Raw genomic sequence first — 12,991 nt, forward strand, 5'->3', positions numbered from 1 at the left:
ACACCCGGAGCCTCAAGACCTGGCGTACCGCAATGCGTGCCCGCTAGTCCTCAAAGCGTCCCGTGGAATCCCGATCGCGCTCGTAGCGTCGTGTGAGCGCAAACGTCGGCAGCCAGGCCTCACGCCGCACGACCCAGCTCTCGTAGGTCGGCGTCAGCTGGTCCGGGGCATCCAGGGATCCGAGGTTCACTTCGATTTCGTCTGCACTGCGCGCGAACACGGAGGAACCGCAGTGCGGACAGAAATGCCGCCCGGCATAGTCACGGGTTTCGCCTTCTATCGTCACTGCATCCTGATGAAATATCGCGGACGCGTGAAACAGCGCCCCATGATGCTTGCGGCAGTCGAGACAGTGACAAACGCCAACCCGAAACGGACGCCCCGATGCGACAAGGCGCACCTTGCCGCACAAACAGCCGCCGGTGAATCGGTCCATGGGGTGTCTCCTCCAGCCGTCCGAAACGGCGAATCAGCGTGGAAACAGGAACGTCACGGCGGCGCGAAAGCCCCAGCCTTGCGGGCCGTCTTCCGGGCTGTCGAGCCAGTAGCGCGGGCCGGCCTGCACCGTCAGCGGTTGACCGCCGATCTTCAACAATTGGGTGACCGTGAGGTTGACCGGGACCGACCATTCCCGCGATTGCCAGTTGTAGGTTGACTCGGTGTTGACCCCGTAGGTCGTGAGCGTATGGGTGGTGTACGAGAGGAAGGGTTGCAGGAAAGTCTGGTTGACCTTTTCCTTGTTGTCCGGTGGGCTGTCGTCCAGGCCCCAGATATGGTTGGCCAGAATGCCGCGGGTCCAGCCATTGGACTGTTTCAACGCCACCCCTGTCGGGCCCAGGCCCCATTGCTCGCTGCCGAGCAACTCGTCACTGCCGGTCGGTATCAGCAACGCCGGGCCGGCACCGAGTATCCAGCCACTTGCCGTCGGCTTGGTCGGCGAGAAGAAAAAACTCTGGGTGATATCGCCGGTGCCGGATTTATCCGCCGCGCCATTGGGGGCCAGGCCGTGCTGGTCGATGATCGGCAAAATGGTGCGAGAAATGAGATTCCAGTCCTCGTTCAGGGCAAACGGCAGCACCGGCTGGATATTGGTCACGCTGTGCATGCCCTCCCCGGTCGGCCCCATTTTCTGGTCCCAGTTGTACTGCACCGGCAGGCTGTACATCGCGGCGACCGGGTTGAGGGCTTTTTTCGCCAACTCTGCCGCATCCTCAGCCTGAGCCATCGGGATGCAGCCCAATGCAACGACGAGTGTCGACACGCTACCCATCCACCCTTCTTTCAAATCCATATCACTCACCTGTCGTTGTCAAAAACCGGCGTTGCAAAGGGTTAGCGTAGGCAACTCTGATCGATGTGCAACCCGGCCCGGCCCCTCGCTGGCCGTGTGTTTAACGGTTTTTGAGAGTTTTTGATTCGGATTATCCCACTGCTGCAGGCAGCATTCGGCCCGCATTGACCGGCGTGCAAACACCTGTACCCGAATGACAACTTTCATCACGTGAGAACCGAACACATGGGCATGTCGAATAAATGGATTGCGGGTATTGCTTTGAGCTGTGTATTTCAGGTCGGCTGTGTCTCGCAAGTGGCGCAACAGGAGCAATACTCGGGCTTCCTGGGCAATTACCAGGGCCTTGAGGAGCAAACGACACCGAGTGAACAGAAGGTCCTGCGCTGGGTATCGCCGGGGTTCGATCCTCGCGCCTACTCCACTGTAGTGTTCAGGCAGATGGAGCTGTATCCGTCGCCGAAGCCGACCGCGCGCGTCAGCCTGAAGACCCTGCAAGACCTGCAATTGATGGCCAGCAACAGCGTCAAGCAAGCCTTTTCCCGCCGCTATGCGATAGTCCCTTATCCGCAACTGGCACCGACCGATTCGCGATCGCTGATCCTGCAAGCGGCGATCACTCATGTCAGCGCCAACAACGAAGGCATGCACTGGTATGAGGCCGTTCCGATCGGCGCCATTGTCGGGGCAACACAAGCAGCCACCGGGCATCGCGATCAGACTGCCGAGATGTACATCGAAGCCAACCTGATCGATGCCAAGACCGGTTTGCCGGTCGCGAAAATGGTTCGCAAGGTGTTTGGCGCGACACTCGACAATGCCCAGCAGCCGGTACTTGCCAGTGACTTCAAGGTCGCGCTCAAGAGCATGACAGACGATATGCAGGCCCTGCTCCTCAAGCACTGATGCCCGGATAAGCCCCATCGCACGCAGACTGGCATGGGGTTTCAACCGCGCTTGTTCCCTGACAAACCGTCAGCCGTGCCGACGCCTGACGTGAGACCCCATCATGAAAATACTGACCCATACCCTGGCGGTGCTGATGCTGTTGCTGAGCACCCGCGCCCTGGCAGTGACGGTGATCCCCCTCAAAGGTCAGGCTTCCCAGACCATCGCGCAGGACACCAGTGCCTGCCAATCCCAGGCCAACGCCCAACATCCGGTACAAAGCACCGTGCCATCCGGTGGTCGGGCAAAGGGCGCCGCAACCGCCGCCGTAGCCGGGGCGACCGCAGCTGAGGTCCGCGGCCGCCAGCATGAAAACGTCTATGACCAGATCGACGACGACACCCGGCAAGACTATCGCCAGAACCAGGCGCGCAGTGCCGCGGCGGCCGGCGCCGTGGTGGGGGCTTCCAGACAACGCCAGGCGCGCCGGCAGAATGATGCGGCGAGCGAGCAAAGCGTCACTGCCAATAACTCCGTCTATAGCAGTTGCCTGCAGCAGCGTGGCTACGATGTCTTGCCTTGAGCGGCGGCGACACTGACCTGAAACATTGACCGACCTTCTCAACGAACCGAATCGAATTTGAGGGCTTCACCGATGCGCCTTGCAGGTGTTCCTGTCGCGATCCTCGCTTCCTGGCTCCTGGCCGGTTGCGCGGCCTCCCCTAACAACCCGACCTCATCGTTGCAAACGGACAAATCGCCCGAGCAGTATGTCGACTGCCTTGTACCGAAGTTGAAGGACAACGCGATGAGCCCGGTCGTATCCGGGAGCGAGCGCAGTTACCGGGTTGTCGTTTCAAGCAAAATTGCCGTAGACACCGTGTTGGAAACCCACAGGGCACAGGATGGAGGCAAGGTGTATTTGTACGAGCGCCAATTGCTGGCCTCGACCTTCAGGCCATCGAGCATCGAGCGTGCCGCGCAGGAATGCTTGTAGGTGCCAGCCTGCTGGCAATGGATTCGAATGCGCCGCGTTCATCCAGGTCACCCGCGTTATCGTTAACGACCATCGCTGGCAAGCCAGCTCCTACAGGGGACCGCGCTCATCCGGGTCACACGCGTCATCGTTAGCGACCATCGCTGGCAGGCCAGCTCCAATTACAGAGGACCGCGTTCATCCGGTTCACCCGCGTTATCGTTGACGATCATCGCTGGAAAGCCAGCTCCTGCAATTTCCCGAACCCAAAAAAAACCCCGCGTCCTCCATGAAGGGCGCGGGGCAAAAGCCGTCGAACGAGAGGTGAGGATCGTTTGCGCCGCGTCAGGCAAAGCCTGAACGCGATGCGTGTCAACGCTCCTCGAGATCCATTAAAAGCGCTAACGAGCCTGGTTCAAAGCTAATTGGAATCAAAAATAATCTGCCGTTGACCAGGTGCACAAACAACAATCATTGACTTGTATTGTGAACCTCTCGGCCCGTCCAGGAGCAACCAATGCCTTGTCCGGACAGCGCAGGCAATCCGCCCCGTGCCTGGCTACGCGCAAACTCACCCGCCCGAGCTTGCAGTTTTCGGATAGCGCAAAACATCCATTCAAAGCATCATTCGTACTGTCAAAATCAAAACCCGTGGGTCATCCAGCAATGCTTTTCCTTCGTTTGATTCAACTGATACCGCTGACAGGCAGGGCTGGTTACCGCGCCGCGCGCTCCTGAACCGAGCCGGTCCCGCATCGTAAAGGCTCCACAACGCGCCTTGCGCCTGGTCCTTATCCATTTCATCTCCCAGTCCCGAATGTACCGAGCCAAATCCGGCCCCTATACTCAGGCCAGCACGCCTGATCGGAAGATTTCTATGAGCTACACCTTCAAGTTGAAAAATGGCGCCGTGGCGATATTCGACCCGGATAGCGCCATGCTCACCCTTACAACACCCCATGGAGATGTACAGAATTCCACGCTAGGCAGAGCCGAATCGCGTCTATTGGACCTGCTGCTGATGGAGCCAGGTGTCACTAAAAGCCGAGATGAAATCATCGACTACACCTGGAATGACCGCGTGGTTGCTTCCGGCAGTTTGAATCAAACCGTTTTCTCACTACGAAACATTTTGAATGACAGTCGCGATCACGAGATCCTGATGACTGTTCCTCGCCGGGGATATTGCTTCAACCGGCACTTTGTCGTCGATGCAACAGCCGACGTACCGGCACCCTCGGAAGAAGCTGTGCAGCCACCGGCAGCCACGCCTGGACAACGACCGCCACCGGATGGCGATGAGTCGCTGGCGTCCTCGAGTAAAACCGAAAAATCCACCCGCATTACCAAGGCCCAACTGATCGCTTATATCGTTACCCTGGCAGTCGTGGCCTTGACTGTCTTTCAGTTCGACTTCGAGGCACCAAAAATTGAAATTTCCAGCGTCGACAAGAATGGACTGATCATCCATGCCGTAGGCAATGATCTTGCCGAGGCACAAGCGTTGCTGGAGCTGTCGGCCAAGCAATCAGAACAGCTTCCACCCAATCTGAAAGGGCAAGTCTGGATCAACCTGTACAAAACCAACTATTCCGTTTCGTGCATTCGCCCGGATCTAAGCACTGCAAATCTACAATTAAACAGCAGCGAAAGAGACCTCGCCATGATGATTCGTCAATGCTTGGAAGTTACCTTATGAAGTTTGAAATTCCGCAAGCGGTTCACTGGCCGGTTATCGCCTTGATCAATGCACTGTGCATTTTCTCCTTTTTTTATTCGCCTTCGCACTACATGGAAAATACCAGCTATCAAACCAAGGCCCGGCAATGGCTGGAAGATCTCAATCAACTCAACACCGAAGAGTACCTCACTATCGGGCATGGTCGACTTACCGGGACCACGCTGGAAAGCTTGAATGGGAAAATCCGCAATGCAACCATATCGGCCAATATAATCAGAGAAAGCAAATCGCAGGTTCAGATCAAAATCAGTAACGTCAAACTCAGCCAGGACAATGAACTCTTTGCCATTGAAAAGACCCCTGACCTGTTCTTCAGACGCCAATACGTCTTGCAGGAAGGCGCCATCCTGAACTACGAATTGATCCCCACACAGAATAAAAACGCCGTGTGCTTTTACATACATGATCTTGGCCGTTTGCGCTGCATGAACCATTAATTGACTCAGCACCCGCCTGGCACAGGCTCCTATCAAAGATCACTTCAAATAAAAATAACAGTTTTTGACTTGAATCAGATGGCGTCCCGGAAAAAAATTCCCCGCCAATAATCTCTGGAATCGAGCCTGCTTGATTCTCGTCCGGGACAATGCCCTACACAGGGGGAATCAAGTGAAAACAATGCATTTCCTGCGAAGCAATAAATCGACGATCTTCGGATGCCTGGCGGTTATGTTTCTGTCTGCCCTGCCCTTTTGTTCGTCAGCGAACGACGAGCATGCCGTCGAAAGCACGACCATTGAATATTATGAAATTCAAACAAGCCCGGATGACACTCAGACACTATCGCATCTGAAAATCCATAGTGAGAATGAGTATCATACGGACGAACAGGACACTGATTCCGCCCTCCCTACTCCGCCACAAAGCGATACCGGAATGAGTTACGCCACCTCGCTCATATTACTTTGAACAGCGCGACATTCTCCGTCGCAAGCGGCGATTGCCTCTTCTGGCAACCTGGAAAATATGAGTTATTGACTTTGGAAGGCGCAGTCGGAGTGAGATTATTTGCAGACCACGTCGTGGCAGAGATACAGCTGACACTAGGTTCTGCCTGATTAAACTGTAAATAAGGAAATCGCCTCGATGCTACTGAAAAACTTCGTCACCGTGTCGTTTGGTTTATTGCTTTCCCTCAAGGCCATGGCCGACGACAAGGGCATCTACAGTACAAAATTGACGAGTGTCGAAACCAACAAGAAGGCTGCGGATTCTGTGAAAACTGGCTATCAGGTAAAAACGGGTTACCGTGTTGACGACTTTTATTCCTTTACAGCGGCAGCCATTGACCCGATGAAACCCCAATCGAAAATCTTCAGTCCGATGGTTGACTCGCGCAACGTACAACAGCTGGACGACTCGGCATCGCACAGCAATTACGCGTTTTCAGCGGAACTGGAAATAATCCGGGGGCTCTGACAATCCTCCCGACGCGCCTATACCTTCATCCGGCATGTGACCGTCATCGCCGCACGGACAGTCATTGCCTGATCCTAATCATTTAACAGGTGAGCTTTCAATTTCATGAGTATCGCACCTCCCGATGAAATCTTTCATTTGTCTTCTGCCCTGCCAAGCCAACTGAACAGAACCATAGGCAACTGGGAAATGAGCCTTATCCCGACCGAGCACGAGGCGCGCATCCGGCAACACAGGCTCTTTCACAGCCCTGAACTGCAGTGCAGTCGCCTCGAGTTCGACTCATCCGTCACCCTGGTCAGTTCTGTCCCCGCCGGATTCGTCACATTCGCCATTTCGCAGGCCCCGATTGGCCGTCCCGTCGTGAACAATCAAAAACTGCGGCCTGACGAAATCATCGTACTGCACAGCGACGAATCAGTGCATTACACCTGCGAACCGAATGAGACACTGTTCACCATCACCACAACACTGGAGCACTATGCCCGGTGCCGCCAACTTCACCCTGTCAAAGACATACTGGCGAACAGAACAAAACACAGCTACCAGGTTGATAACTTTCAATTCATACAGTCTGCCATTCAAGCCATCAGTGCTTGCTGTGTCGACATCAATGACGCTGCCTCGCCACAGTACGCTGAAGCAGAGCGTTCAACGATTGAAACTGCGGTACTTGCGTCTGTATTGCAATCATTGACCCCCGCTGGCGGCTTCAGCCGTAAAGTCCCGACCAGACGCAAGGTGGCGATAGAAGCCATCGAGTACATTCATGACAATATCAAGAAAACGCTCACTATCAAGTCACTCGTAAGGCAACTCGAGACGACCACCCGCACCCTGCATTTTGGCTTTATCGAGACATTCGGGATGTCGCCAATCGCCTATATCAGAAACTTGAGACTCGCCAGTGCCCGCCGCGACCTGATCAACAAGACATGGCCCACCGTGACGGAAACCGCGATGTTCTGGAACTTTCATCATCTGGGCCGATTCTCCAAGGCTTATCAGACTGCCTACGGAGAGACGCCATCAGAAACGGCCAGGCGCAACTCAGACAGGCCCAGGAACATCACCTCATCCCTATACAATCAGGTCGTTGGCACGTTTCCATCAACTCCCTGAAAATGAGGATTAATAATTTCCGTTGATTAACCCTGGATGCTGACAATTGCTTGTTTTCCCACTCAAGGAGATAAGCATGCTTCATCGAATAAATACGCTGCCACTCAAGCAAAAAATCATGCTGTGCATGACCGCCTATGTCAGCGGCATCTTGTTGGCCTGGGTCATTGACTGGTACTGAAGAGGTTTAACTCGCGACTGCAAGGTGCACAGTGAAACAATGATACCTCGGGGTTTTCGATGATTTCCGTATATAAAGCGTTATTGGGAAGGCACGCAATCACTGTATGTCTGATTGCTGCAGCGGGTTGGGCCGCATGGTTCTGTGCCGCAGGTTTGGCGGAGTCAGTCATTGCACGGAAGTTGAATAACGTTTATGCCGATCTGCGTGCGGCTCAAGTGGAGCCCAATGCGCAGATCGACAAGGTACTGGAAGCCCTCGGCGATCTTGATCGCTCAGGTCAGGAATGCTCCGTCGAGCAGTATTCACAACTGGCCGACCTGGTCAAAGACCTGCGTTTTGTTGATCAAGCGGCAATCCAGTTGCCCAACGGCAAGATCTGCTCCTCCTATGGACAAGAACTCCCGTCGATACTGGCCGGTAATGAGAAGCGCAAGTTCTCCGTTGGAAAGCGAACCTATTGGGTCGATTCCGGCCACGCCGTTTCTGCGGACACCGACTTTATCATCGTGTCGGAACAGTCGACCTACGTCTGGGCAAACAAGAAGATCCTGCTCGACAACTTGAAGTTTCCCGAGGACTTGCAACTGGACCTCATAGGCCCCGGCGGCGCAGTCCCCATTGCCTCCACCGGCCTCAAGCCCCTGCAGATGCTGAAGCCGTTCCACCTTGAAGAACTGGTCACCTCGGCAGATAAAGCCCTCATCGCCTTTGCCGGCAACCGAAATGAGCTCATTTCGGTCATTTCGCTTCCGTCGAGCTACCTGACAGCTCTCAAATTCAAATTATTCATTGGCCTTGCGTGCGTGTTCGCAACGCTGCTGTTGCTCGCAAGGTATGCCCGGCGGCATTACACCTCTACTGCCGTACGACTTCGCAAAGCCCTGAAAGCCAACACGCTGGGCGTTCACTATCAGCCCATCGTCAATTTGACGACGGGCTATCTGGTTGGCGCCGAAGCACTGTCTCACTGGAGCGACAACGGCACCCCTGTGCCTGCGGACGTGTTCATTGCCGAGGCGGAGAAGTCTGACCTGATCCGCAAACTGACGCGTTCGGTAATTCGACAAGTAGCGGAGGATTACAGCACTTACCTTTGGGCGTGCAAGGATTTCTACATTACGGTCAATCTGTCCGCCCAGGATATTCAGGATCCGGACTTTCCAGACTATGTGGCCAGCGTGCTGGCAACCTACAACATGCCTGTGTCAGCCATGGCCTTTGAAATCACCGAAAGAACCATGCTCGACCAGAAGCCTGCCGCCATGCAATTGCGCCGGCTGCGTGCGTGCGGCCATCGCATTGCCGTGGACGACTTCGGAATCGGTTATTCCAACCTCTCGCTCCTCGATTCAGTGCCTTTCGACATTCTGAAAATAGATCGCTCGTTCATCACCGGTGACAGGATCACGGCCGAGGATGCCCTGTGGCGACACATTGCCCAGTTGGCCAGGTCGCTAAGACTCAAGGTCGTGGCCGAAGGTGTCGAGACTGCGGAGCAACTGCCGCATCTGGTCTCGGAGGGCGTCCTGTTGGCACAAGGCTGGTTGTTCTGCAAAGCGCTACCTGTCCAGGCGTTGGCAAGGCGCTACTTTCAATGCCCGGCAAACAACCCGCCTCACGCCCCAAAAATATCAATCAATGACTTCTATTAACCCCCCATGGCCCCTCAAATGCTCGCCGAACCCTAACACCTGACGAACCTGTACAAGGACTCCACTACACATGCTACTTCGAAACCTTGGCTTCGCTTCACTGCTATCGCTGCTGTCTTTCCAGGCGCTCGCTGATGACAAAGGTTTGTATATAGGAGCTGGCGTAAGCAACATCCAGACCGACGAATCCCGACTGGACGACGAGGACACCAGCTACAAAGTTTATGCAGGCTATCGCGTCAACAGCTACCTGGCCTTCGAAGGCGCCTATGTCGATCTCGGTCAATTCAAGGACAAGAACATCGATTTCGACGGCAAGTCGGCTCAGGCTGCCGCCCATGTCGGCTTTCCGCTGGGTGATCGGTTGCGGTTGTTCGGCAGTGTCGGTGCCCACGCCTGGGACGCCGACGGCAATGCCACCGACGACGATACCGGGGTTGACCTGACCTACGGCCTCGGCGTGGAATTCGATGTCTTTCGCAACATCGGCCTGCGCGCTGAATACGAAGTCCTGGAGGTCGGAGAGATCGACCTGAATCAGACGACTGCATCCGCCTATATGCTTTTTTAACACCGCTGCAACCGAGCGACCTTGCCGGTCGCTCAACGCACTCTGCGCAACGCTCGTCCCCCGCCCAGCCTAACCCTGCTATTACTTCGCACACTTTGCCGCTGATAAAGTATCGAGACACTTGTCACTCCAGTGTGTAAAGAAATAGCAACACACCCAAGTCCTGACGCATTTCAAAGAGCCATCAAACAGCAACCACCCCTGAACAAATGAAACATTATGGGGCTCTTATATAACCCACCTACAAGCCATGCACCAATAGCGCGCCAAAAGTGTGAATCGCTATCATTCGCAACAGGCATCCATTAACAAATACACCACCCATCCCAACTAAGCAATGCACTAACCTCCCGGTGACCCTGGACGCCCGCGAAAGTTTAATTTTTCCGACAGAATACAATTCTCTTATAAAAACAATACATTAGGAGTAGCACACTCACAAACAGATAAAAGGTATGCTTTTTGACTTCTTATGTTTTGACAGACCGCTTAGAGAGGTCGATAACTATATACCGCCCCACATGGATACTTCGTGAGTGCAGCAGCACTATATATCCGAAGAGTCCGGGCAACACGTGAAGCACCTTTGTATACAGGACGCCAAGTGCGCGCCGTGCGGTAGCTTTGAGCCAGAGAAAGTTGCAGGGCTCTTATTCCGCACACGGCCCTACTTGCACTCCGCGGAACTGCCTCATACTTGAAACACATATACGCTCACTTCTGAAACACATATAAATCCACCCATAAAAACATGATGCTTTTGGAATGATTTTTTATAAGGCCCGATAGGCCTACTACCTACTAGCCTGCACGACAGAGTCTCCTCCTTGCCGTGCTCAACACCAAGCTATGTACGGAGCTCTCCAGAATGCTGACTAATAGCCCCAACGGCGCTCATTGGTATCTACTGCAGTGCAAACCCCGTCAGGACGAAAGAGCCCAGCTCAATCTGTTGCAACAAGACTACGTCACGTTTCGCCCTCTACACGTGAGTGAACGCCTGGTTCGCGGCAAACGCCACCGGATGCTGGAGTCCCTGTTTCCGGGGTACCTCTTCATCCAGCTGAGTCCGCGTGACCACTGGGCGCCCATACGCTCTACCCGCGGCGTCAGCCGTATCGTTGAATTCAACCATGTCCCCGCAGAGGTGCCCGACGAGGTCATCGAGCACTTGCGCGTGCGCAGCATTCAATCGCTGGATCAATTGCGAACCTGCAAGACAATCGAGCCTGGGGAAAGACTGCAAATCGTCCACGGCCCGCTGGCGCCGCTCGAAGGTGTGTTCCTGTCTATGCTCGGCGCGGAACGGGTCATGCTCCTGCTACAGTTCTTGAACCGGCAGCAGCACGTCTGCGTCCCGCTCAGTTATCTCGAGCGCCAACGTTAGCAACGACAAAACCAACAACAACCTGGCTTGTTCACTTTTCGGGAATAACGACATGCCCCTCAAGTCGCATGGACCTTTTGCTCTGATCCTGGCCTCCCTGTATCCCGGCATCGCCTGGAGTATTGTCCCGCAATCCATCGATATTTACGGATTCCAGTTCATCCCCACCTTCGGCTTGACGGAAGGTTACGACGACAACATTCGGGAGGTCGAGCACAACGCCCAGTCCTCGATGGTGACCAGGATTGCGCCCTCCTTCGAACTCAAGGCTGAAGACCGCAACAGCGCCACCCGCATCATCTGGCAACCGACTCGCTACATTTATCATTCGGAGTCCGATGCATCGAGCACCTCGCAGCGCCTGCGGGCCGACAGCATCATGGAATTCACCGACCGCCACCGCCTGAAGCTCGAAGCCGAGTACCGCAAGTTCGAGCGCACGACCGATACCGCCGTCGAAGGCGTCAACGACAAGATCAATAACAAACGCGTGGGGGGCGTCTATACCTACGGCGCCAAAAGCGCCGCCAACCAGATAGACTTCGGCGCCAACTACGCGCAACTGCGCTACGACAATGCCGACGGCGTCAACGACGACAAAGAACGCAACACCACCGGTTTGACCACCACCTGGTATCACCGCATCGGCAGCAAGACCCGTGGCTTGCTGGAATACGACCACACCCGCTTCGACTACTTACAGTCCAACAGCCCGCGCAGCAGTAAATCCGACGCAGTGCTGACCGGTGCAGAGTGGGACATCACAGCGCGCACGACCGGCAAGGTCCGCATCGGTTATGAGCGCAAGAACTTCGATGAAAGCACGTCCAAGGACCTGGACAACCCGACCTGGCAAATCGATCTGCAGTGGAAACCCCGCACCTACTCGACCTTCACTTTCCTCGCCCGCCAGGCCCTGGCCGAAGGTGACGATGGTTCAGACGCCGTCAAGGCAACCTTCACCCAGATCGGCTGGCGCCACGGCTGGACCGAACGGATCACCACGGTCGCGCAGGCCGGTTACGGGCACAAAGTCTACGAGGGTGAAAACCGCACCGACAAGCTTCAAGAGTACAACCTTGCGGTGATCTACCAGATGCGTCGCTGGCTGGACATCGAGATGGGTTATCGATTGCGCGATAACAACTCCGATGCCGACAACGAAAGCTTCTTGCGCAATGTGTTTCAGCTCAGTTTCAACGTCAGCCTGTAGGAGGACATGCATATGAACCCGCGCCTGTCTGGTTTGTTGTTATGGCTGTTGCTCGCTCCCGGCACCTATGCAGCAGACCCCCTCACCGATTACAAACTGGCCGCCGGTGATGTGTTGCGCATCACCGTGTTCGGGGAACCCGAATTGAGCATCAAGAAAGTTCGACTCAATGATGCCGGGACGTTTTCCTACCCGTTCCTGGGTGAAATCGTCGCCAAGGGCCTGACCCCGAACCAGGTTGAGAGAAAGATCGTCGACGGGCTCAAACAAGGCTACCTGATCGACCCGAAAGTCAGCATCAGCCAGATCGAATACCGCCCCTTCTACATCAATGGCGAAGTGCAGAAGCCCGGCAGCTACCCCTTCGTGCCCGGCCTGACCCTGGAAAAAGCCATTGCCCTGGGCGGCGGCCTGACCGAACGCGCCTCGATGAAACGCGTGACCATCCTGCGCGGCGACGGCGGCCCACCGCTTGAAGACAACATTTCCAAGACCACCGCCATATCCCCCGGTGACACCATTTCCATTGCACAAGGCTTTTTCTAAT

At 55.2% G+C, this 12,991-nt stretch carries 14 protein-coding genes; 12 read left to right on the plus strand and 2 right to left on the minus strand.

What is annotated here, in order from left to right; translation table 11 throughout:
• Positions 1-43: 43 nt before the first annotated feature.
• Together ACEN83_RS15905 and ACEN83_RS15910 are read right to left on the minus strand one after the other, a co-directional pair.
• Positions 44-436 (minus strand): GFA family protein, encoded by a 393-nt coding sequence (locus tag ACEN83_RS15905; RefSeq protein WP_495577671.1) that lies wholly within the window; start codon positions 434-436, stop codon positions 44-46.
• Between the two features lie 33 nt (positions 437-469).
• Positions 470-1,270 carry a transporter gene (locus ACEN83_RS15910; RefSeq protein WP_495580882.1) on the minus strand — a complete coding sequence of 267 codons (801 nt, stop codon included), beginning with the start codon at positions 1,268-1,270 and terminating at the stop codon, positions 470-472.
• A gap of 246 nt (positions 1,271-1,516) precedes the next feature.
• Between ACEN83_RS15910 and ACEN83_RS15915 the strand changes: the two genes are divergently transcribed.
• The 12 genes from ACEN83_RS15915 to ACEN83_RS15970 all read left to right on the plus strand — a co-directional run bounded on the left by ACEN83_RS15915 (position 1,517) and on the right by ACEN83_RS15970 (position 12,990).
• A complete protein-coding gene (locus ACEN83_RS15915) occupies positions 1,517-2,197 on the plus strand; it encodes a DUF3313 domain-containing protein (protein WP_116579403.1) in 681 nt (226 codons plus the stop codon).
• A gap of 103 nt (positions 2,198-2,300) precedes the next feature.
• Complete coding sequence (locus ACEN83_RS15920) at positions 2,301-2,762, plus strand: hypothetical protein (RefSeq protein WP_116579402.1); 462 nt, start codon at positions 2,301-2,303, stop codon at positions 2,760-2,762.
• Between the two features lie 72 nt (positions 2,763-2,834).
• Positions 2,835-3,176: a hypothetical protein gene (locus ACEN83_RS15925; RefSeq protein ID WP_495577672.1), complete on the plus strand. Its 342-nt coding sequence runs from the start codon at positions 2,835-2,837 to the stop codon at positions 3,174-3,176.
• Positions 3,177-4,032: 856 nt separating this feature from the next.
• Complete coding sequence (locus ACEN83_RS15930) at positions 4,033-4,854, plus strand: winged helix-turn-helix domain-containing protein (protein WP_495577673.1); 822 nt, start codon at positions 4,033-4,035, stop codon at positions 4,852-4,854.
• Entirely contained in the window at positions 4,851-5,333 is a 483-nt protein-coding gene (locus tag ACEN83_RS15935; RefSeq protein ID WP_007977874.1) for a hypothetical protein, read from the plus strand. The genes ACEN83_RS15930 and ACEN83_RS15935 overlap by 4 nt, the downstream gene beginning before the upstream one ends.
• Positions 5,334-5,982: 649 nt before the next feature.
• Complete coding sequence (locus ACEN83_RS15940; RefSeq protein WP_007977871.1) at positions 5,983-6,315, plus strand: hypothetical protein; 333 nt, start codon at positions 5,983-5,985, stop codon at positions 6,313-6,315.
• A gap of 105 nt (positions 6,316-6,420) precedes the next feature.
• Positions 6,421-7,437: a helix-turn-helix domain-containing protein gene (locus ACEN83_RS15945; RefSeq protein WP_495577674.1), complete on the plus strand. Its 1,017-nt coding sequence runs from the start codon at positions 6,421-6,423 to the stop codon at positions 7,435-7,437.
• Positions 7,438-7,677: 240 nt separating this feature from the next.
• Positions 7,678-9,273 (plus strand): EAL domain-containing protein, encoded by a 1,596-nt coding sequence (locus ACEN83_RS15950; protein ID WP_495577675.1) that lies wholly within the window; start codon positions 7,678-7,680, stop codon positions 9,271-9,273.
• A gap of 70 nt (positions 9,274-9,343) precedes the next feature.
• Positions 9,344-9,844: an outer membrane beta-barrel protein gene (locus ACEN83_RS15955; protein ID WP_116579396.1), complete on the plus strand. Its 501-nt coding sequence runs from the start codon at positions 9,344-9,346 to the stop codon at positions 9,842-9,844.
• Positions 9,845-10,712: 868 nt separating this feature from the next.
• Positions 10,713-11,231: a transcription/translation regulatory transformer protein RfaH gene (gene rfaH, locus ACEN83_RS15960; RefSeq protein WP_116579395.1), complete on the plus strand. Its 519-nt coding sequence runs from the start codon at positions 10,713-10,715 to the stop codon at positions 11,229-11,231.
• Positions 11,232-11,283: 52 nt separating this feature from the next.
• On the plus strand, positions 11,284-12,444 hold the full coding sequence (locus ACEN83_RS15965; RefSeq protein WP_495577676.1) for an outer membrane beta-barrel protein: 1,161 nt from the start codon (positions 11,284-11,286) through the stop codon (positions 12,442-12,444).
• Between the two features lie 12 nt (positions 12,445-12,456).
• Positions 12,457-12,990, plus strand: a complete 534-nt coding sequence (locus ACEN83_RS15970; protein WP_116579393.1) for a polysaccharide biosynthesis/export family protein — start codon at positions 12,457-12,459, stop codon at positions 12,988-12,990.
• Position 12,991 lies beyond the last annotated feature (1 nt).

The sequence above is a fragment of the Pseudomonas sp. Pseusp49 genome, assembly GCF_059491875.1.

Excerpts from the sequence above, each read along its gene's own strand:
- ACEN83_RS15970 (WP_116579393.1), top strand. The coding sequence starts at position 12,457 with ATGAACCCGCGCCTGTCTGGTTTGTTGTTATGGCTGTTGCTCGCTCCC.
- ACEN83_RS15950 (WP_495577675.1), top strand. The coding sequence starts at position 7,678 with ATGATTTCCGTATATAAAGCGTTATTGGGAAGGCACGCAATCACTGTA.
- ACEN83_RS15940 (WP_007977871.1), top strand. The coding sequence starts at position 5,983 with ATGCTACTGAAAAACTTCGTCACCGTGTCGTTTGGTTTATTGCTTTCC.
- ACEN83_RS15915 (WP_116579403.1), top strand. The coding sequence starts at position 1,517 with ATGGGCATGTCGAATAAATGGATTGCGGGTATTGCTTTGAGCTGTGTA.
- rfaH (WP_116579395.1), top strand. The coding sequence starts at position 10,713 with ATGCTGACTAATAGCCCCAACGGCGCTCATTGGTATCTACTGCAGTGC.
- ACEN83_RS15955 (WP_116579396.1), top strand. The coding sequence starts at position 9,344 with ATGCTACTTCGAAACCTTGGCTTCGCTTCACTGCTATCGCTGCTGTCT.
- ACEN83_RS15925 (WP_495577672.1), top strand. The coding sequence starts at position 2,835 with ATGCGCCTTGCAGGTGTTCCTGTCGCGATCCTCGCTTCCTGGCTCCTG.
- ACEN83_RS15910 (WP_495580882.1), bottom strand. The coding sequence starts at position 1,270 with ATGGGTAGCGTGTCGACACTCGTCGTTGCATTGGGCTGCATCCCGATG.
- ACEN83_RS15965 (WP_495577676.1), top strand. The coding sequence starts at position 11,284 with ATGCCCCTCAAGTCGCATGGACCTTTTGCTCTGATCCTGGCCTCCCTG.
- ACEN83_RS15920 (WP_116579402.1), top strand. The coding sequence starts at position 2,301 with ATGAAAATACTGACCCATACCCTGGCGGTGCTGATGCTGTTGCTGAGC.
- ACEN83_RS15930 (WP_495577673.1), top strand. The coding sequence starts at position 4,033 with ATGAGCTACACCTTCAAGTTGAAAAATGGCGCCGTGGCGATATTCGAC.
- ACEN83_RS15935 (WP_007977874.1), top strand. The coding sequence starts at position 4,851 with ATGAAGTTTGAAATTCCGCAAGCGGTTCACTGGCCGGTTATCGCCTTG.
- ACEN83_RS15945 (WP_495577674.1), top strand. The coding sequence starts at position 6,421 with ATGAGTATCGCACCTCCCGATGAAATCTTTCATTTGTCTTCTGCCCTG.
- ACEN83_RS15905 (WP_495577671.1), bottom strand. The coding sequence starts at position 436 with ATGGACCGATTCACCGGCGGCTGTTTGTGCGGCAAGGTGCGCCTTGTC.